Here is a 19,607-nt window from a genome sequence, read left to right as displayed (position 1 = left end):
CGGCTCCTCGGCGACAGCCCGGGCCACACACTGGATTCTGAAGAGCCACCTTGGTGGCCGATTACCTCGGGACTGTCGCACTCAATCAGCGGCGCATGCCCGGCGTGTAGCCAAACTGGACCACTCAAGGCCGATGAAAATGAGGATATCCGAGCAGAATCGTGAGGCTATTCCGAAAATGACTATGGCAGAGAGGAATGGCCACCGCGCCAGCAGACTACTTTTCTGTGAGCACTTTCAGGCGGTGCTAATCGTATTTCAGTTGCTTGAGGCCGTGGGAATCGAAGCGACCTTCGAAGTTGGGAGAGAAGGTTTTCTCGAGGATCTGGCCGAAAAGTCCGAACATGGCAATGAATGGTTGGATGCATTCTCTTGGCCACAGATCGGCAAGTGAGAATTGGAACCGACTCGCCACAAACTCTCCAGAATCAACACAAACTGGAGAGTGTTTAGTACCTGCCATTGTTCCGCGTCGTTCTCGGAAACATGGGCCAACAGCGGGTATTGGCAACAATCGGCAACAGGATACTTGTAAAGCGGGGTTCATAAACGTTGATAACTGATGAATGGTCTTTAGTGCTCACCATGCTCTGACCTGCTGCGATAGTCTTCATTGCTGGTTCCATGCGGTTGTTCTTCGGGCCGGGCAGCGCTGGCTGTTTCGGTTCGAATTCGAGAGCTCGCAGGACACTGAACTAGGCGTGGGATTGAACCCATGCAGCCGAGGCGGCGATGGACCAGACCAGATGGTTGCGCCTCACCATGATTCGCTCTGTCGGCGTTCGGAGGGTTGTAGACGGCGCTCATTCGCAGGATGTGAGTCGTCCATGCCGCTGGGCAAACAGGCTGAGCATTGTGGTTCAAAGTTGCTACGGCAATTCCGGCTTCGTCTGCCCATGGGTGGGCAGGCCGAGTGCATCGGTGAGACGGTCGTCGTCGAACATGGCGGAAAGCATTGGCCTGGTCAACGGCCTGACAGGGCCAGCGAGCCTGGACATGAGAACTTGGAGGGTGCTGGACATCAGTTGGGCTCCGGCGGGGGAGTGGGCGATGGTGTCGTGTTCGTAGCGGTCGAAGAAGTGCTCTGTGTCTTGGAATGTTGCGGTGATGCCGGCGATGTTCATGCGGGCGCCGAGCTCCTGGTAGAAACGGGTTGCTGCGGTTTCCTCTGCCTGGGTTGGCGCCCGCAAGACGTGTGAACGGGCCCAGTGGATGGGGCGACGAGAAGGGTGAGGAGGACGTAGAGGAAGTCGTCTTGGCTACCGGGGACGTGGCGGTGGGCATGGTTGCGCAGGCGGATCATGTGGCGGCCGCGGTCGCTGTTCAGGCCGCTGGTGATGAGCTCGTAGGTGACGACGGCGGTGTCGTAGGAGCGCTTCATGGGCGTTCGATGATTTCGCCGTTGCGCTGCAATGTTGCGGCGATGCTGGGGACGGCGAAGTTGCGGTAGTAGGCGAGGAAGAAGCCGAGCTCGATGTCCGTGGCGAGGTCGTAGAGGACCATCTGACGGTAGGTGGCTTCCCAGTCCTCGGGGCTGGCTGTGGCTTGGCGGCGGGCTGACTCGGCGAGGCTGGCATGGATGCGCATAGGAGACCTCCCGTCTGGGCATCAATCACTCCATTGTCCTGCTGGCGCTGATGCCGCTGGTTCAATCCATCGTAGACCTCGAATTGATCAGCGACCAGCCGAAAAACGTGGGCCCAGCAATGGCGATCGTTCATGACAATTGGCAGCCGCAGAAGGTCAAGGAACCTGAAACAGAGGTGGCGGTCGAATTCGCATATTCGAGATTGCGCGCCAAATTCGTCAGAATGTTGGTATGGATGACGACGCGCTCACTGCTGCGGAAGCTGCAGAGCTACTTCATATGAACTTACAGACGCTTCGGCGCCGCCTTCGAAGAGAACGACCCGAGGGAACCTGGCAAGTTCCACCTCAACGAGGAGGAAACTGGTTTCTCCGGCGAACCTACGTCGAGCAGCTAGCTGCAGAAAATGGATTGCAGAAACGGGGTCAACTACCAAAGCCCATCGTGAATCAATGGCCGACCCCCACTCGAGAGAGTGCCGTTTTGACGCTTCGGGGCGCAGCTCCACAGGCCACCGTCGTGCACGGAGTTTGGTCTGATTGGTTCGACTTTTCTCATGCAATGGACCATATTCCACCCTTTCCAGGGGTCTATATGCTGCGACCAGCGAAGGAACCGAACGCTGCCCCCGTGTATGTCGGTATGGCGGGGCTCAGGCAGGGGAATGGGCTGCGCGGTCGTCTGGCCGTGTACGCAAGTGGAAAAGGAGCGGTGTCGGGACTCGGCGAACATGCGTTCGATAGAGCTCTGGCTGATTCTGGATGGATTCAAGAGAGGCTTGGCGAAGCGCTGCGCGGCCAAGCGCAGCGCGCCAAGACCGTGGCTCGTCTGGCCATAGATCATTTGAGGCTGGAAATACGATGGAAAACCGTAGAAAACGGAGGCGAAGCCCACAAACTTGAGCGCGAACTCATCGCGAAGCACCGCGCTACCTTGTGGAACCGGTGACCCAGCCGTGGGTTCCGATTTCAGGTATCCCCGGGTTGTCACCGCATAATGTCGAATCTTTCGGACCCAAGGATCTACACGTCACCGAAGTCGGTGCTTTAAGCGATTGGATGTGGGAGTCGGATTGGATTCATGTGCCATCAGTGTTGATTCATTACATCGCAGTAGAAATCTAGCGGCCCAGCTCGTCGATTAGTGCTCTCAATTGGCGGGCTCGCTCGGCCATGAATTCGGTGTCAAGTGCTATCCGATCCATCCTTCTGCGTTTGGTGGCCTCGAGCTTCTCCATTGATCCTGAACCCAAGAGATTTCGACCATGGAGTGCTGCTTCGGTCAATCCTTCACGTTTGGTCTCGCCCGCAAGTATGGCATTGCAAAACTCGTCCCCATGGCTCGGGCACCAACCGCTTTTCAGTGCCTGGCCAAACCGCTCGTCGTCGGGGATTTTATCCAAAATCCGTTCTTCCCAGAGAAGGACTGGAGTAGCAGAGTCAGGCTGACCGCCGGAACATCCACATGAAAACGCCAGAAAGTCATTATTCTCGATCTGGTCCCAAACACTTCCCGTGACCAAGAGATAGTCAGGGTCCGTCTGCTGGGCGGCCTTGGCTGCATAGTTAACGGGGCGACCTGCCCAGACCGGTTCCTGCAGATCAAGGTGGCGGGGAAGGCCGACGCGTTTAACGAGGATTGGGCCGCTGGCAATGCCAACCTTGAAACCGGTTGAAGGGGCGTCAGGCCATTTCTTCTCGAGTTTCTGGGTGAAGTCGGTGCTGAAAGTTCGGATGGAGATACCGGCGCACATGGCTCTTTCGAATCGGGTATCGCCCCAGAATAATCCGAAACCACCGTCGCCTTGAATATCGACAAAATCGGCGCTGAAGGCCTCCAATATCTTTACCACACCACCGACCCCGGCGTCATAGATGCTGGCGGTACTGGCCGGGCGGCGGCCTTTCTCCAAATTTGTGGAAGATTTTAAGTCGAAGAAGACAGCAACAAGGTCATCGAGACGGTGCCAGGTTTTCGCGTCGATGGGTAAATTCGCCAAATCCAATGATGATTTGTACACCACCTTCGGCATACTCTCGAATCTATCGGCTGTACGCTTGCTGACGGTGTCCAATAACTGGTCAAGGTCCAAGAGATCCTGCTCCCACTCGTAGTTAGTTCAAGACTATCTTTTGGGTCCGACATTCAGCCGTGTAGGTCGGCGGACAACTGAAACTGCCCACTGGCCTCCAGTGGGCTCGCGGTAATTTTGGCCGCCATGGCCAGTTCATGCCCCCGCGGGCAGTCAGACCCATCGGCAGGAACTGCACGGAAATTCCGGGCCAAGCTGGAGCTCACCTCAACTATGACCGTCGACGCACCCACGATGGTCTCCGGCCTTGCCACCTTCTCGTTCACCAGGCTGCATTTGCACCGTGGGGAGTCCACGACGGTTTGCCAATACCGAGGGAGTGTTACCCGTCGTCTGCAGTGGGGCCCACGGCACGTTTTGACTGCCGGTGGCACGGCAGCTGTGCCTACGCCCGTGCCGCCGGGTGAGGAGGGGCGGGTCTTCCGGCGCACAGTCCATGTCCAGGAACCCTGAACAGTTCGCATCGTCTCTGCTTGACTCTGGCACTGCGGATCAGCAGTGTCATGCTCTTGGCCTCTGTTCAGCTAAAACGACGTGATGCTCGCGAAGTCTTCCAATCAGCACCGCCGTTCAGATCGGGGCGACTCTCGAATGCCCAACGAGAGATTACCCGGGGCCGTCGCTTGCCTGCGCTTTTCCACCAGCCCCAAACGATCCAGAAAATGGTGGGAACCAGAACCCGGCCGTGCCGGCCGGCGGCCGCCACTGTTGGCCGCAAGTAGACAGCCCACATGGCCGGGATTGGACAGTTTGAACTGGACGCCAACACATGGCTGACATATGGGCCGAACAGCAAGCTGAATGTCGGTGCTCCCAGATAGGCTTGGTTACATCGTTCAAGTAGCACAGGAGGGGACTTGGCACTTAGGTCTGACATTGAAGGCGACATCGCCAAGACGGTCAATACGCGGCTTAGCACCACTGTGCGAACCGATTTTGCACTTGAAACTGTTCCTGACCCGTCCAACATGGGTTACTCAGAGGGCGTGTACTTGCCCTCGACCTATCTCTACGCCGACATGGCAGACTCTTCTGGTCTGGTTGCTGTATCCCCGGCCGAAACTGTCGCCAGAGTCATGAAGGCGTACCTGTCAGTGAGTACACGAATAATCCGAGCTAACAATGGACATATCCGTAGCTTCGACGGCGATAGAGTCATGGGGATCTTTGCAGGAAACGACCGGTACTCACGAGCGGCAAAATCTGCTTTGCAAATCAAATGGGCGATGAACAGCTTGGTACAGCCTGCCATCGCTAGTCAGTTCGGATCCATCAAAGAAAGCGGATGGCAGCTTCGACACGCGTGCGGAATAGCAAGCGGGAAATCACTTCTTGTCAGGGCAGGGTTCAGAGGAAACGACGACATGATTTCGGTCGGGACCGCTCCAAACCTCGCGGCAAAATTGAGCGATCTCAGGCAAGATCATTTCTCGACATTCATCGGTAGTGGCACGTACAACAAACTGAATGATGCGGCCAAACTGAGCAAAGGTGTCGATATGTGGCGAGGTCCGTTCAGTTACGCCATGGGAGGGAAAACCTACTCATACTACAAAACATCGTACTTTTGGCCGCTTAAATGACCAACGATTGTCTGGCAGTGGGGCAGGAGGCTGACCCATCGCATCCCCCTTCAAGCACTTAGGAGATCCTTCTTGTATCCGTCCCTTCAGCAATCGGTTCAAGACATCCTTTACGTCGACTGGAACATCAGTAACGGAACTGTTGTGCCAAAAACCGACGACATTGTATTGAAGAACGGCGGGCGTTTGGTCAATGCAACCTACGTGTATGCCGATCTTGCTGGGTCATCAAAATTGGCCAAGACTGTGTACAAAGAAGTCACCGCTGCTGTCATCCGGGCATACATTAGTACGGCTTCTCGTGTATTTAGGGAATATCAAGGAGCGATACGCAGCTTTGATGGTGACAGAGTCATGGCCGTATTCATCGGGCATGACAAAGAGACGAGGGCGGTGCGCGCCGCCCTGGCCATCAACTGGGCGGTGGTCGAAATCCTGAGGCCGGCGATGGCCGAACGCTGGACCGACTTCGAGAATTACTACACGATTAAACATGGAATCGGAATCGACACTGGGGAGGCCCTGATTGTTCGCGGCGGAGTGAGGGACAACAACGACCTGATATCAATCGGCGAAGCGCCAAATCAAGCAGCTAAGTTGAGTGAGATCCGTGATGACTACTCGCTCACCATCACAAAAGCCGTCTATGAATCGATGTCCAACGAGGTGACCTCTTTCGAGGGAACGGCCTTCTGGACACGTACTGATGTTCGGAATGAAGAGGGTGGGCTCACGACGCTCTTCCGAAGCAATGCAAGGTGGGGAGTCTGATGCGGTGGAGTCAACGGCCCGAGCGCAAGCCAGCTAGCGACGACAAGGAAGCCTTGGACACTGCGTGGCGTATCCACGGGGCCATAGTTGACTGGACCGGCAAAGTAGATGCGAAGGCCTCATTTGCTTTTGCGCTAGAGTCTGCTGGCTTCGCCATGGTCGTCACCCTTTCGGGCAAGGACCGATTGTTCAATCGGCTCGAAGGTCCTTGGCAGGAATTAACCTACTACGGGGCTGCTGTTGCTTTGATCATGGCTGCCGGATGCGCAATGTGGGTGGTTATCCCGCGACTTCGCATGCGACATGTCAAAAATGAGTGGCAAGACAATTTTATCTATTTTGGTCATTTGAAATTTTGGCCACTTAATGAACTGCCAGCCAAGATCCAAGAAGCAAAGATGCTGCCTATCCTGACTAACCAGTTGGTACGCATGAGTAAAATCACCTGGCAAAAGCACTTGCTCGTAAAGGTATCACTCATTCTTGCCTCAATGGCGGGGCTGGGACTGGTTGCTTGCGCGACTCTAATCAGGCTTGGCTTTACCCCCTGAGGTAGCAATCAGTAGCTGTGAACAAAATTCATATTGGTCATTGCCTGTGTTCTAGGCCAGTAATTCGCACATAGGTTTGGTGTCCAGTATCCTGGAGCCCAACAGTCAACGTCCCGGAGCGTGAGCTGGCAGGCTTCATTCACCGCTGAACGAACCATCCAGCAGGACACGGTGAATTCTCGCAGTCTTGGTATTTCTCGCAATTTCTGCTTAATGTTTAGACGAGGCATTCGGTAGCAGGTGTGGGTCCAGGGCTCCGGTCATGGTGAGGTAATTGCTGTGGGGTGCTAGGTGGTGTTCTTGATTTTGTAGCGCAGGATGAGCTCGGTGCCGGGGTAGCGAGTTTCAGCGCTGTTTAGGTGCTCGCACAGTTGGGCGGCGGCCGCTGTTTTGGCCTTGGTGGGCAGCGGGTCCAGGGTGATGGTGAGGACGCCGGGCTTGGTGGTGTCGATGTCGCCGGGCTGGTTGAATATCTGACGCATGAGGGCGTGGGCTTCCTGGCTGGCGCGCCGGTAGCCGGTGTTGGTGCGGATCTCGCGGGCGATGGTCATCGCGGTGTTGTAGGCGGCCATGCGGATGCCGGTATGGATGAGCTTGACCTCGGTATCCAGGACTTGCTGGCCCGGGTTCAGCTCCCCGAGACGGAGTTTTGCCGGAATGGCTTTGTGAGCCTTCTCGGCCGCGATCAGCGCCGTTTCTGCTTCCCAGAGCGGTGCCATGGCCTGGTTGTGCATGGCGCTGGTGACCGTGACAGCCAGTTCCGTGGAGCCTTCTGCCGGGGTTTTCAGCGCCATCAGGTTCGTCTCGGCGATCGCAGCGGCCTCGGCATGAGCATTCCGGGCGGCAACGACTTTTTGGTACGCCTTGGCCTTGGCAGGGTTCGGCACCATCCGCTCCTCATCGTCACCGGTGCTGGTGTAGGAATCGTGGGAGTCAAGCTCGAAGTGCATCCGGGCGTAGCGGAACTGATTTTCCTGCCTCCACCTATTGCCCATGCGATACACAACCTCCCCGGCACTCATGGTCCGGTCGGTGGTGAGGATGTGGATTTGCCTGCTCCCGTCACCGGTGGTGCCCACGATCCGGCTGATCTGCCGGATCGTGAAGACTTCACCGCTGGTTTTGGTGGTGGCCAGGGGCAGGTCAACGGGCGTGTCAGCGACCGACCATTTGCGTCTCTGCCCGTGGTCGTCGGTGTGCGTGACCTCTGTGAAGAGATCTTCGCTGATGTCCTCCGTAACGCCTTTGCGCCAGGTCAACACATCAAAACCGGCTGAGTCCATGTGCTTGAACAATGCCGGTGACCAGCCGCCGCGGTCGAAGCCGACCAACACGCGCCGGTCATCCCCAACGGCTGTGCGCAGCTCCGGCAGCAGCTCGCGCAATTCGGCGGCCAGGGACGCACCGGGCTGTGCCATGACGACGAAGATCGGTGAACCATGGGCGTCGGTGACCCAGGTTTCTTCGGTCGCCGGGACTGGGAACTTGAGCCTCGTGGAGTAGATCTTCCCAATCTTTTTCGTGCCTTGATAGGCGCGCACGTGCCCGTCAACATAAAGCACCGCAGCCAGGTCCTCACCGCCAGGCCCGGTGCCTGTCAGATGGTGTTTGGCCAGGGCGGCAATCAGTTCCCCGGCCTTGCCGGTTTCGGCGAGTTGGCTGATCCGGCGGCGTATGGTTTTTACTTCCGGGGCCCGATCCAACCCCAACACCCGCCCGAGCTCACCCGGGTCAAAGCGGGTGGCGCCCTCAGCCCTAGATTCCCCGGCCAGTGCTCGCAGCACGCTATCGATCAGGATCGTTTCCAGGCCATAGAAACCATTCGGCAACGCCCCGTACACCTCTTTCGCACAGCTGATCAGACCGGTGGATTCCAGTGCGGGGAAGGCCAGGAACAAGCCGGCGTGGCGAACGTTGGCGGCCGGGGCAAACAAAGGCGCTGCAGCCTCGAGCAGGCCGGCAGCGGCCCGCTCGGCATCGCGGGCCACCGGGGCTGGTAAGAGCGGCAGTGCACGCTGCCCCGCTGCTTCAAGGGGTACCAGAGAATCGTGGGCAGCATCAGTGGTCGGTGTTTCTGCCGTGGTGGTCATGGCCATGGCGCGCCGGACCGTGTCGGTGGAAACCCCCGTCGCTTCAGCGGTGGCCCGCAGGCTCAAACCGCCGGCACGAATAGCACGAATTTCTGCTGCTTTGGCTTCCGTGAGTAGGGAAGGGCGTTTGGGTCCCTTCTTTACCGGTGCCAGGCCCATCAGGCCAGTGCCTTCAAGGGACTTGCGCCAGCGCCGCAACGACTCCGTGTTGACGCCGAAAGCTGCGGCGACCTCGTTGACCTGGGCGGCACCGGTATCGACCAGTTGAGAGGCCGCCAACCGGCGCAGACCGTCCTGGCCCGCACCCCACACATAGGCCAGCTGCCCGTTAATGAAGACCTTGCCACCAGAGGCGTTTTCCAGCAGGGCCGCACGCTCGCCCATGAGCACAGCGCCAAGGTCCGGAAGTACGGGAAGGGCGGTTTGGGTAGTCATTGAAACCATTGTTTCACCCACCCACACAAGAAATCATCACGCCTTTATTATCTCACAACAGGCGTGAAATTAACAGCCTCAGCCGCAGTAAGAACCGCGGCAATTCAACAAACTACAAAAACCGCGCACTGACCATGTCCGGAGGCCTGGGGTCGATCCGGTGTGCAATCTCGTGAATTCGTAGACATCTAATCTCATCTCTTCGGAGGCGCCGGGACTCATGGGTTTGTATGTCCGGATCGACCCACACCCGCTACCGAAAGCCTCCTCTATACACATGCAATCGAGAAGATAAATAACAATCGTTATTGAGATTAATCTAATTGTTGAACCGTGGGGTCAACTGTGGGGTTAAAGCGCGCACCAAGAACGCTTCCTGCTTTGATTCCAGAGACTCGAGCTACCATGCTATATTTTTCGTCAGACTCAGTCCGATTCCAATCCAATTGGGTATTAATTCTATTAGAAGGCTTGTCTAAGAAAAGGCGATTATTAGTAAAGTAATCAGTCTTATGTACGTCGATAATTATACTAAATTGGTCACAAATATTTCCAATAGTTATTATCCAGTCTTCTCGAGCGCCGCTCATAAGTAACCTGCTGTACCCTCTCCAGTACCAGCGTATGTGGATAATATACTCTTCATCCTCCTCAACTTCTCGCCCAAGTAAAACGAAAATTTCACTTTGCTTCTTCGATGGGATGAAAAGGTGTATCAGATCTGCCGCGGTCTCTCCAACGCTGTCTAGACTGACTCTCCAAGCCTCGACGGTAATGTCACTTTCAGTTGACGTGTCATTGCCGGACAGATTCGTGTAGAATACTGAATTCCCTCCCTTCATCGCTTTTATTCGCATAATGCGATCAATTACAGTATCCCCGTTGCTGCCGATGGTTATCTTTTCTGTCCAGCTGATGGAGTGTCGGGGCCCCACATTGTTGCGAATAATTTTTCCGAATTGTGTTTCGATAAGAGATTTTTGATTCTGATGAATTGCAATTTGAGTGCGTAATTTCTTCTCCAGCTTCGTGGCCTCGTCTTGTTTTCCCGCTATCTCTTGCGATAGCCGAGCGATTCTCCGTCTGTAAATCACGGTGAGGCTAATCAGGCCAAGGATGGCGCTGACTCCATACGAAACAAAAATTATGGAGAGTATTAGCGGCTGTATTTGCAGTCCAAAATAGGCAATAATTGTTATTATTGTTCCTGTTAAGGCTAACGGCGTCCAAATTAGCGCAGTGATTAACTCCCTTGCGTCCCTTAAAGTTAGCGTGCGGACGATTTTGCTGGTAAGAGGTCTTGCCATCGGAGGTTCCTTTTTCAAGCATGTAGGCGCAATATCAAGAGGGTGGGGGCATCGTCTTTCTGTGCCCTAACGAGGACTTCGTACGGCGTTGGAACTCCCAGGATTGTTCCTGATTCGTCTCTGAATTTGTCGCCCAAGGGGCAAAATGAAGCTGGTATCTGCCAGACCGGTGGCTAGTGGCACACTGCTCCCAGACCAGTGAACCTCGCATCTGGGTTGGTTGGTTGACCCGAACGAGCCGAACACTGGTAAGGCCGTTATCCTTCGTCCTTTCGGGATGAGTCACCAAGCTCAGGAATCTGCAACGGCTCCTTTCCACTTTCGCGACTTTGCCGTTGCCGTCGCCAAATGCCAAATGCCCTTCCCGCGCGCGTGGCTCACGAGCATCTGCGTCATCCTCGGGTTGGTTGTGGTCATCAATCATCCCGATGATTATCCAACAGGGCTGCTCTCTGCTCGACTTATTAGATCCATGCTTCACACGCTTGACTCGGCGCTGGATCTGGGGCAGCCGCAATTCGCCAATGGTCGGGGAACAGTTCCACAGGTGGGCTGCCGCATAAGAAACTGCGCCGCCAACGACGTCGGGTGATTTTACTGCGTTCACAAAATTGGCGTACGCGGCACCCAAGTTGAGCCGGCCCGAGGTCTGGTGCTGTGAGCCCGACCTGACAAGATCACTCTTAATGCGTGTAGCCATGGTCAAGCGGTGGCGAGATCCGATATTCGTGAATCTGAAGGATTGAGCTGTGGCGCAGTCAGCACACATGGGCGGTAAACCGAGAATTCTTGTAGCGTTGCGCCAGCGGTTCTGACTGGATCCTGTCGTCAGTGAATACCCGATGCGAAAATGACCATCTCATAATCCACATCGCCTACTCCTTTGTCCAACCAGCCTGTTGTTCTGAGGGTATGACACTGCTCTCTATGCAGCAAGAGTTCGATCTGCACAAAGACCGATCTGGGATCATGCACAGGCCGTTCGGGAGAAATCAAGAGTAAAATAGCTCGCATTGAGTTGGTTGCTGAATGGCGATTCTTGAGGTCTCTAGACGGTCCTGCAGGCGTTCCGACCGCGTCATACAAAACTCATCCTAATCAGTGCAAAGTGGAGAGTGTTTAGTACCGCTAGTTGTTGCGATCACGCCATGCAGAAACTGGTCAAAAGGGCCTATTGGCAGCTTGAAATGGACCCATGGCAGGACAGCGGGGTGACAAACGTTGAAAACTCTTGATGACTGTCCGGCGTCGAATATGTCGCTGACCTGCGGCGATAGTTTCCTGGATGTATTGGGTCGGAGAATTTAGACCGCTTATTCGACGAAGCAATATCGGTTGGAATGTCCGGTCGCCGCGTTTGCTGGGATTCGCCCGTCCTTTGCGGCTAGAGCTAAGCCCAGGACGGAGATATTTTCATGGGGGAGTGTCCCACTTCCTTGGACCTGGGACGAGGAGGGTGAGGAGGACGTAGAGGAAGTCTTCTTGGCTGCCGGGAACGTGGCGGTGGGCGTGGTTGAGCAGGCGGGTCATGTGGCGGCTGCGGTCGCTGTTCAGGCCGCGGGTCATGAGCTCGTAGGTGATGATGGCGGTGTCGTAGGAGCGCTTCGTGGGTCGTTCGCTGATCTTACCGTTGCGTTGAAGTGTCACGGCGATGCTGGAGACGGCGAAATTGCGGTAGTCGGCGAGGAAGAAACCGAGCTCAATGTCGGAGGCGAGGTCGCGGTTCATACGGCTTGGTGACCTCCCGACCCCTGGCGCAATCGTTATTAAGGCGACCAAGGGAGGACGGCAGGAGCTCGCCCGGCGATCAAGCTTTTCGGTGTTAGCGCCGGCACGATCGAACTTGACGTGATGAAGCGTGCACTGAACGCGCTCGATAAGCCAAAAGTCCAGCTGACGACGCATGGCGCAACACCCAAAAGTCGACCAAACCGAGGGTGCTGCTTCTGTCTTGACTCGTCTAGGCAAAGAGGAAAGCATCAGAAGATTCACGGAGAGTGCCATGGAGCAAATCTCAGTCGGCAACACTTGGGGGGTTACGTCAGCGGGTGCTGCCACTAGGCCTTGGCTGTGTTTGCATGCCAATGATGTCCAGTGAATTGCGTTTAATCACCTCTGTTACGGAGCCAAAGAGCCATACCTTGCCACGCTCATGGAATCCTCGGGGTGAGAGTTAGGATCAGATATGGATATGAGCTGGGCCTCCTTACGGGCTCTAAAAGAGGTCGCTAATCGAGGCACCATGATCGCCGCCGCTGAGGCGCTAGGCTACACGACTGGGGCAATTTCGCAACAACTTTCATCGCTTGAGAAGGTTGTGGGAACTCCATTGCTTCAACGTGTGGGGAGGATAGTGGAGCTTACCGATGCCGGGCGCGTACTTGCAATGCACGCCGACGAGCTCTTAAAGGCACAAGCGAGTTCTCGTCAGGCTGTGCGAAACGCGGTGCAGGCCGCCGCAGGAACTGTGTCACTGGGCGTTTTTGCAACTGCGGTAGGTAGCTTGCTGCCGCCCGTAGCTGAGAAACTCCGTATCCAATATCCCCTGATCATTCTCCAAGCGCGTGAATTTGCCGTTGATGAAGTTGGGCGACGGGTTCGTCTCTCTGACGTGGATCTTGCACTCGGTCTTGACTATTCGGCAGCGCCCATCCCAAGGGAGGAAGGGACGAAACTTCGTGCTCTCCTTGCCGAGGACTTTGGGCTGGCCGTTTCATTGACTTCCGAGATGCCTGACTGCGTGGCCTTGACTGATTTGGCACATTCAGACTGGATCCTTCCACCTGCCAACACTCACTTCGGTGTGGCCGTACGGACCGTATGCCGCCAGGCAGGCTTCGAACCACGGGCTGCCTTTGAAATTAATGACACGGCTGCTTCCCTGTCGCTAGTGGCTGCAGGGCTAGGGGTGTGTCTGGTTACACCAATGATGCTTGAGTTCGCGGGGTCTCGTAGCCTAAGGGTCTGTAGCCTCGATACGCCAGTTCAACGTCAGATCGTCCTGATCGAGCGGCTGCAAGATAACTATGATCGATCAGCTCCGCTCAGGACGGCTGAGGTGATTGCTGAGACTGTTCGTGGGCTTGGCATTCCATAGTGATGCCTTGGTGAAGCAGGAAATGGCGACTATTTTCTCCCGGATACAAGCCGCCACATGACGAGAGCAGAAGACTGACGAGTCGGACCAGGCTCGCCTGCCGTGCTGGGCCATGACGCAGCATGGACCAACTATCACTCAGAATCGTTTAGCTTTGCTAAACGGAACCAGGCAAGAACTCTCGCTTGTGTCCCGAGTCACACGCGGGCATGATTGTGTCAATGGCAAGTAAATTGCTAAATAAATCAAATTGGCTCCGTTGCCAACGAGTGGAATACGTCTGCGGCAAATGCGGACATATGTCCACCACATAAACATCATGGATGCGGATTTGCTCTGCAAGCGTTGTAAATATGTAACTGATGGGAAGGTCTTTTGAATGCAAACACTCCTAACAGTGGGTGACAACCTGGTTGACTGCTATCCAGATCTGGGACTCGAGTTTCCTGGTGGCAATTGTTTGAATGTCGCCATCCAGGCGGCTCGAACAGGAATGACGGTTTCATATCTTGGTGCCGTTGGGACAGATGCTCGAGGCGATCTGATTCGGGCCACTTTGCAAGAAGAGAACGTCAGCTTTGAACGTGGTCGTATAATAGATGGCCCATCCGCATATTGTATTATTGGACACCAGGATGGGGATCGAGTGTTTCTCGATTCAAACGTGGGAGTTTCAAGGTTCCAACTCTCGGAAGGTGATATCGCTTTCGCCGCGAGACATACAATCGTTCATTCCGCCCAGCAAAGTGGGACTGACGAATTTATTGGAGCCTTGGCTGAACAAACTCTCGTATCTTATGATTTCTCCACGATTTCGGATGAGAAATTTATCCGAGAAATTGGGAAATACTGTTTTCTGGCCAGTTTTTCGGGAGGAAATCTCGATGATTCAGAGGTGGAAGAACTTGTTGACCTAGCGTTGACTAGCGGTTCCCAATGGGTTCTCGTCACCCGCGGTAGTAACGGAGCCATCCTACGCTCAGCAAAAGAATCCTTCTCGGTTGCTCCTGTTCCTGTCGAAACACTGGACACCTTGGGTGCGGGCGACACTTTCGTGGCCACCGTCTTGTCTGGGCTGGTTGCCGGCACGCAACCCCAGGATTTCTTGCAGGAGGCTGCACGTAGGGCGGCAGAAACTTGCACACACTTTGGTGGAGTGGGGCATGGTGCCCCAAGTATTCTTCACCAAAGAGTGACATAGAAGTATTCAACCAGACAGCAATAGTAAACACGATAATTGTATTATTCGAGAGGAAATTCCATGACAAATGGCACATACGTAGGTATCCGCGAGGCTTCCCTTATCCCCGAGGATCTGATGCCATCGCTGCAGAAGGCCTTGAGCGTTCGCAATAAAATCGACGAAGAGATTTCCAGTCTGGCCGGCCTTCCTAAGAGAATTTTTTTGGTGGGGTCAGGTGGTTCATATGTAGGGCTGGTTCCCCTGCAGTTCATTCTCGATACCGAGTCAAGCATTCCCACGACTCGGATCAATTCCGACGAATTCTACTACCGTAAACCGATATCCGTTGGCCCGGACAGCCTTGTAATTGCGCTGTCAGGCACTGGAAACACTGCGGAAACGGTGAGGGCAGCAGCTTGGGCTGCCGAGCAAGGTGCCACAGTTCTTGCTTTCACGCTCAAGCCAGACTCGCCACTCGGTTCGCAATTTGACACCGTTTTTGTGCCAGAGCCTGAGGAAGATGGCCTGCGTTCTCAATTGGGCGGCCTGGCTGCATCGCAGTTGATGTTGCAGTTCGCTGGATTGGCCATCCTTCGACTGGACGGGGTCGATACATCGTCTCGAGAGCAGGTCCTTGTTGACTCGCCGAACGTGATTTTAGAATCACTCAAGGAATTCGAGCCACAAGCAGAATTGATTGCCCAGACAATCAAAGAGGCGCCCATGACCTATGTGCTTGCTTCTGGACCACTGTATGGTGCTGCATTGACCTTCACCATGTGCTTTATGCAGGAAATGCAGTGGATGCACGCATCAACAGTGAATTCAAATGAATTTTTCCAGGGTCCGTTTGAGGTCGTGGATAAGCGCTCTAAGATCATTGTCTTCTTAGGTGAAGACGGCACGCGTCCGATGGGGGAGCGTGTCAAGAGATTCCTTGAAACGTATGCGGGTGAAGTTCAGTATGTCGACTCCAAGAGCTTTACATTTTCGGGGGTAGATTCCGAGATGCGGGCCTTTGTCAGTCCAATTGTCTATCACGCACTCACAACACGAATTGCCGCCTATCTCTCGGCGGCCACAGGCTACGAACTCGACGGTCGTCGCTATATGTGGCAGGTTGATTACTAAATTTTCGATGGTCCAATAATTGATTAGATCGGAATACATCATGTTCAGAACATCCAGCCATGCGCGCGGATCACGGGTAGTCTCCATCTGTGCTATTTTGGCAAGCTCAGCATTGATGCTGAGTGCATGCGGCGGTACAAATGCAGCGACGAACACGAGCGAGTCACCGGCAGCCAAATCGCAAGATTTTGACCAAGCCCTGCACGATGCCCTACCCGCTGCCTATAAAGGCAAGAAAATCAAGGTGGGTGCATTCAATGACTGGCCACCGGATGAGTTCATGGAGGATGGTCAGCTCAAGGGGTGGAGCATCGACATGGCAGCTGCAATTTTCGGGGTCCTAGGTGTCGATTACAGCATCGAGGGAACGACTTTTGAATCCGTCATTCCGGGGCTAGCCACCAAACGGTACGATGCAGGTTTTGCATCCTTTGGGGTTACACCCGATCGACTCAAATCGCTTGATTTCATCCCGCAGCGCAAAGAAGGAACTGCGTACGGGTCCTTGGCCTCAGCTCCGATCAAGGTGGACAGTACAGCTGATCTGTGTGGACACTCGGTAGCTGTCCTCACCGGCGCCTGGGACTACCAGTATCTCCTTGAAGAGAGCAAGAAGAATTGCTCAGCCAACCCAATCGACCTGAAGCAGTTTACGACTCAGAACGATGCCGAACTTGCAGTTTCCTCCAAGCGTGTCGAAATCGTGGCCGCCGGCTCTGCAAAGCTTCTCTACAGCGCCAAACAAACAGGGACGACGTACGTCTCTGATCTACTCTCGAATCCCGTGTACAACGGGATCGGTGTTACTAAAGGAAATCCGCTGGGTGAATCAATTCGTTCAGCAATCCAAGTGCTCATCGATAATGGAAGGTATAAAGAAGTTCTCGACAAATGGGGCGTAGGTACTCAGGGTTTGCTTGAGAAGGCTGTTCTTGTCACTGAGAACAACCCAAATCCCTAAAAACAGAGAAGTGTGGCGCCTCCGAGACAGATCTGGCGGCGCCACATAATCTTTAACAACTCGGCCCAAAAGGAGCAGGCTATGACTATCATTGAGCGAACAAGTAGTCCCAACCCGAAAGTGCATGTCGACCAAAAAGCCATCAAGCGGCGTCATCCATCATGGTGGATCGGTGGCGCGATCATTGCACTTCTTGTTCTCGCATTCGCGCGAGTGTTGGTAACCAATGAGAACTTACAATGGCCCGTAGTATTTCAGTATCTGTTTGCACCGGAAATCCTTTCTGGCCTGGGCCGTACAATACTCTTGACAGTGATTGCCATGGTTATTGGGCTTTTTATCGGGGTCATTGTGGCCGTTATGCGGCTATCAGATAACCCAGTATTTCAGTGGGTAAGCTTGGGCTGGATCTGGTTCTTCCGCGGCGTGCCTCCGCTAGTGCAGCTTGTGCTCTGGTACAATCTTGCACTCATATTTCCGGAACTCAAACTGGGAATTCCGTTTGGCGCAGATTTGATGTCGTGGGATACAAATACGGTTATCACACCGTTTAGTGCGGCTATTCTTGGTCTCGCTTTGACGGAGAGCGCGTATGCGGCTGAAATGATTCGCGCTGGAATCCAAGCGGTCAGTGGGGGACAGACCGAAGCGGCTGCCTCCCTTGGAATGACGCGAGGCCAGACATTGAGAAAAATTGTGTTGCCCCAGGCCATCCGGATAGTCATACCACCGATAGGTAACGACACCATTTCTATGCTTAAATTCACTTCCCTAGTCAGCGTTCTGGCTCTTCCAGATTTGCTCTATTCGGCACAGATGATTTACGCACGTACATACCAAACTGTCCCACTCTTGATCGTAGCGACGCTTTGGTATCTTGCCTTAGCTACAATACTCACATTTGCTCTGCATGTGGTCGAAAAGCGACTCAAAAGGCGAAACGACGCCGCAATCAAGGGGGCGGGTCGAACTTGGCGCGATGCCTTTAGATTTTCCGTTGGAAAGGAACGCTCGTTGTGATTACTTCTACACAACCTTTACTGGTCGTCGATGGTGTTTCTAAAAGTTTTGGATCTAACCACGTCCTAAAAGACATCAGCCTGACTATTAGACGCGGGGACGTAACGTGTATTATTGGGGCGTCCGGTTCAGGAAAAAGTACTCTTCTTAGGTGCCTGAATAGATTGGAAACACCTGATTCGGGAGTTGTATACCTGGATGGCTGCCCCGTTGGGATGAAATGGGAAAAAAATAAGCTCTATGAAATGCACCCCAAAGAGCTTGCAGCCCAACGTCAAGCCATGGGAATGGTGTTCCAAGGGTTTCATCTGTTTCCGCATCTTACGGCTCTCGAGAACATCATGCAGGCGCCGCTGACGGTTAAGAAGGAGAAGTATGAGGACTCACGGAAGGCCGGCATGGAATTGCTAGACCGAGTCGGGCTCGTGGAAAAGGCACGGTTCTACCCGCATCAACTCTCTGGTGGGCAACAGCAGAGAATAGCCATTGCGAGGTCTCTGGCGATGAAGCCAAAGGTAATGCTTTTTGATGAACCAACCTCTGCTCTCGATCCGGAGCTCGTCGGTGAGGTTCTCTGGGTGATGAAGTCGCTGGCTCAGGACGGCATGACAATGGCTGTAGTCACTCATGAAATGGCGTTTGCCAGGGATGTGGCCAATCATGTTGTTTTTATGGACGGTGGATATATCGTCGAGGAAGGTGCCCCGGAAAGTGTAATAGGTAACCCGCAGCATGAGCGGACGAAGTCGTTTCTTTCAAGGGTTTAATTGATCATTGTTTTGATAAATTAGGAGAGTGTGACATGGGGCTTAAAGTTCTGAGTGCGACAGAGATTCGGAAGTCTCTATCGATTAGGCGATCGCTCGCGGCCCAGCGGGATGCATTTATTGCGCTTCGCCATGATGATTTTGTCGGTGGTAGTCTCCAACACCCCGGAACAACATCAGATTCATTTGTGTTCGTCCATACTGGGTTGACTCGAGGTGCAACAGGAATTACGTGCAAGTTTGGTGTACAAATCCCAAGTAATTCATCAGCCGGAATTGCAACTGTTCAAGGCCTAGTTACCGTGCTGGACGCTGATACCGGTGTCCCGCTAGCCTGCATGGATGGTGCTGAAATTACTACGATGAGGACGGCTCACGGTGTATTGGCAGCTGCTGACCTGCTTGCGCGTAAGGATGCAACTGAAGCTGCCATCATTGGTTCTGGCGCGCAGGCGAGGGAGCTTGCACTCCATGTTTCGGAGATTCGGGACATAACGAAGATTCGGATCTGGAGTCCCACTAAGGCCAATCGTGAAAGACTCGCATTGGAAGTACAAGAGGTGACCGGCATAGATGTCCAAGCGACTGAAACATGCCGGCAGGCCGTCGAAGGCGCTCAAATCGTGGCTACCGCAACACTTAGTTTGGCACCGGTAATCGATGGAACTTGGTTGGCACAAGGAGCGACGGTTCTGACTCTTGGCTCTTATGAGGCGGACAAGCGAGAACTGGACTTGAACACTACTGCTCGAGCCAATCTGGTTGTCGTGGACGATGTATCGAAGGCAGTTGTCAATGCTGGATGTGTTGTTGAGGCTTTGAACGCAGGGGTCCTCTCGCATGATCAGTTAGTTCCGGTGGGCGACATCTGGACGGGGACAGCGCAGGGGCGGCGAAACGATGAGCAGATCATAGTTTTTCATAGCCTCGGGTTTGGGTCCCAAGATGCAGCCGCGGCGTGGGCCGTCTATCAAGGGGCACTCGAAAATAATTATGGAGTCGATGTTCCCTTCTGATATGCCTCTGTGTGA

At 54.3% G+C, this 19,607-nt stretch carries 18 protein-coding genes; 12 read left to right on the top strand and 6 right to left on the bottom strand.

The genetic code is table 11. The features are described 5' to 3' along the window. The first annotated feature begins 139 nt into the window (after positions 1-139). Entirely contained in the window at positions 140-394 is a 255-nt protein-coding gene (locus tag JOF48_RS04135) for a hypothetical protein (protein WP_209677567.1), read from the top strand. A gap of 475 nt (positions 395-869) precedes the next feature. On the opposite strand, the gene JOF48_RS04130 is transcribed toward JOF48_RS04135, so the two are convergent. Beyond that, positions 870-1,190 carry a hypothetical protein gene (locus JOF48_RS04130; RefSeq protein ID WP_209677565.1) on the bottom strand — a complete coding sequence of 107 codons (321 nt, stop codon included), beginning with the start codon at positions 1,188-1,190 and terminating at the stop codon, positions 870-872. 187 nt (positions 1,191-1,377) lie between these two features. After that, positions 1,378-1,587, bottom strand: a complete 210-nt coding sequence (locus JOF48_RS04125) for a hypothetical protein (protein ID WP_209677563.1) — start codon at positions 1,585-1,587, stop codon at positions 1,378-1,380. 562 nt (positions 1,588-2,149) lie between these two features. On the opposite strand from JOF48_RS04125, the gene JOF48_RS04120 reads away from it, so the two are divergent. Beyond that, on the top strand, positions 2,150-2,536 hold the full coding sequence (locus JOF48_RS04120; protein WP_209677561.1) for a hypothetical protein: 387 nt from the start codon (positions 2,150-2,152) through the stop codon (positions 2,534-2,536). A 172-nt stretch (positions 2,537-2,708) separates the two neighbouring features. Here JOF48_RS04120 and JOF48_RS04115 read toward each other — a convergent pair whose 3' ends face one another. Beyond that, positions 2,709-3,620: a nucleotidyl cyclase domain-containing protein gene (locus JOF48_RS04115; protein WP_209677559.1), complete on the bottom strand. Its 912-nt coding sequence runs from the start codon at positions 3,618-3,620 to the stop codon at positions 2,709-2,711. 917 nt (positions 3,621-4,537) lie between these two features. Between JOF48_RS04115 and JOF48_RS04110 the strand changes: the two genes are divergently transcribed. The 3 genes from JOF48_RS04110 (at position 4,538) to JOF48_RS04100 (ending at position 6,585) form a co-directional block, all read left to right on the top strand. Beyond that, positions 4,538-5,263, top strand: coding sequence for an adenylate/guanylate cyclase domain-containing protein (locus tag JOF48_RS04110; protein WP_209677558.1), 726 nt, complete (start codon positions 4,538-4,540; stop codon positions 5,261-5,263). A 72-nt stretch (positions 5,264-5,335) separates the two neighbouring features. Then, positions 5,336-6,034 (top strand): adenylate/guanylate cyclase domain-containing protein, encoded by a 699-nt coding sequence (locus JOF48_RS04105; protein WP_209677557.1) that lies wholly within the window; start codon positions 5,336-5,338, stop codon positions 6,032-6,034. Continuing rightward, positions 6,034-6,585 (top strand): Pycsar system effector family protein, encoded by a 552-nt coding sequence (locus JOF48_RS04100; protein WP_209677556.1) that lies wholly within the window; start codon positions 6,034-6,036, stop codon positions 6,583-6,585. Before JOF48_RS04105 ends, JOF48_RS04100 begins: the two co-directional genes overlap by 1 nt. 287 nt (positions 6,586-6,872) lie before the next feature. Here the strand turns inward: JOF48_RS04100 and JOF48_RS04095 are convergent, their stop codons facing one another. The 3 genes from JOF48_RS04095 to JOF48_RS04085 form a co-directional block, all read right to left on the bottom strand. Beyond that, positions 6,873-9,110: a putative transposase gene (locus JOF48_RS04095; RefSeq protein ID WP_209677555.1), complete on the bottom strand. Its 2,238-nt coding sequence runs from the start codon at positions 9,108-9,110 to the stop codon at positions 6,873-6,875. A 314-nt stretch (positions 9,111-9,424) separates the two neighbouring features. Next, the gene (locus JOF48_RS04090; RefSeq protein ID WP_209677554.1) at positions 9,425-10,417 is read right to left on the bottom strand and encodes a hypothetical protein; all 993 of its coding nucleotides are present in this window, start codon (positions 10,415-10,417) and stop codon (positions 9,425-9,427) included. A gap of 1,413 nt (positions 10,418-11,830) precedes the next feature. After that, complete coding sequence (locus JOF48_RS04085; RefSeq protein WP_209677552.1) at positions 11,831-12,145, bottom strand: hypothetical protein; 315 nt, start codon at positions 12,143-12,145, stop codon at positions 11,831-11,833. Positions 12,146-12,602: 457 nt separating this feature from the next. Here JOF48_RS04085 and JOF48_RS04080 point away from each other — a divergent pair, with 457 nt between their 5' ends. The 7 genes from JOF48_RS04080 to JOF48_RS04050 all read left to right on the top strand — a co-directional run bounded on the left by JOF48_RS04080 (position 12,603) and on the right by JOF48_RS04050 (position 19,592). After that, positions 12,603-13,514, top strand: a complete 912-nt coding sequence (locus JOF48_RS04080; protein WP_342591148.1) for a LysR family transcriptional regulator — start codon at positions 12,603-12,605, stop codon at positions 13,512-13,514. Positions 13,515-13,911: 397 nt separating this feature from the next. Then, positions 13,912-14,715, top strand: coding sequence for a PfkB family carbohydrate kinase (locus tag JOF48_RS04075; protein WP_209677548.1), 804 nt, complete (start codon positions 13,912-13,914; stop codon positions 14,713-14,715). 60 nt (positions 14,716-14,775) lie between these two features. Then, positions 14,776-15,828, top strand: a complete 1,053-nt coding sequence (locus tag JOF48_RS04070; RefSeq protein ID WP_209677546.1) for an SIS domain-containing protein — start codon at positions 14,776-14,778, stop codon at positions 15,826-15,828. Positions 15,829-15,868: 40 nt separating this feature from the next. Beyond that, positions 15,869-16,789 (top strand): transporter substrate-binding domain-containing protein, encoded by a 921-nt coding sequence (locus tag JOF48_RS04065; protein ID WP_209677544.1) that lies wholly within the window; start codon positions 15,869-15,871, stop codon positions 16,787-16,789. A gap of 81 nt (positions 16,790-16,870) precedes the next feature. Beyond that, the gene (locus JOF48_RS04060) at positions 16,871-17,809 is read left to right on the top strand and encodes an amino acid ABC transporter permease (RefSeq protein ID WP_209677542.1); all 939 of its coding nucleotides are present in this window, start codon (positions 16,871-16,873) and stop codon (positions 17,807-17,809) included. Further along, on the top strand, positions 17,809-18,576 hold the full coding sequence (locus tag JOF48_RS04055; RefSeq protein WP_209684109.1) for an amino acid ABC transporter ATP-binding protein: 768 nt from the start codon (positions 17,809-17,811) through the stop codon (positions 18,574-18,576). The genes JOF48_RS04060 and JOF48_RS04055 overlap by 1 nt, the downstream gene beginning before the upstream one ends. A 35-nt stretch (positions 18,577-18,611) precedes the next feature. Further along, positions 18,612-19,592, top strand: a complete 981-nt coding sequence (locus JOF48_RS04050) for an ornithine cyclodeaminase family protein (RefSeq protein WP_209677540.1) — start codon at positions 18,612-18,614, stop codon at positions 19,590-19,592. The last annotated feature ends 15 nt before the right edge of the window (positions 19,593-19,607 follow it).

The sequence above is a fragment of the Arthrobacter stackebrandtii genome (assembly GCF_017876675.1).
In the GTDB taxonomy this organism is placed as follows: domain Bacteria; phylum Actinomycetota; class Actinomycetes; order Actinomycetales; family Micrococcaceae; genus Specibacter; species Specibacter stackebrandtii.
This window is presented reverse-complemented; position numbering and strand designations above follow the sequence as displayed.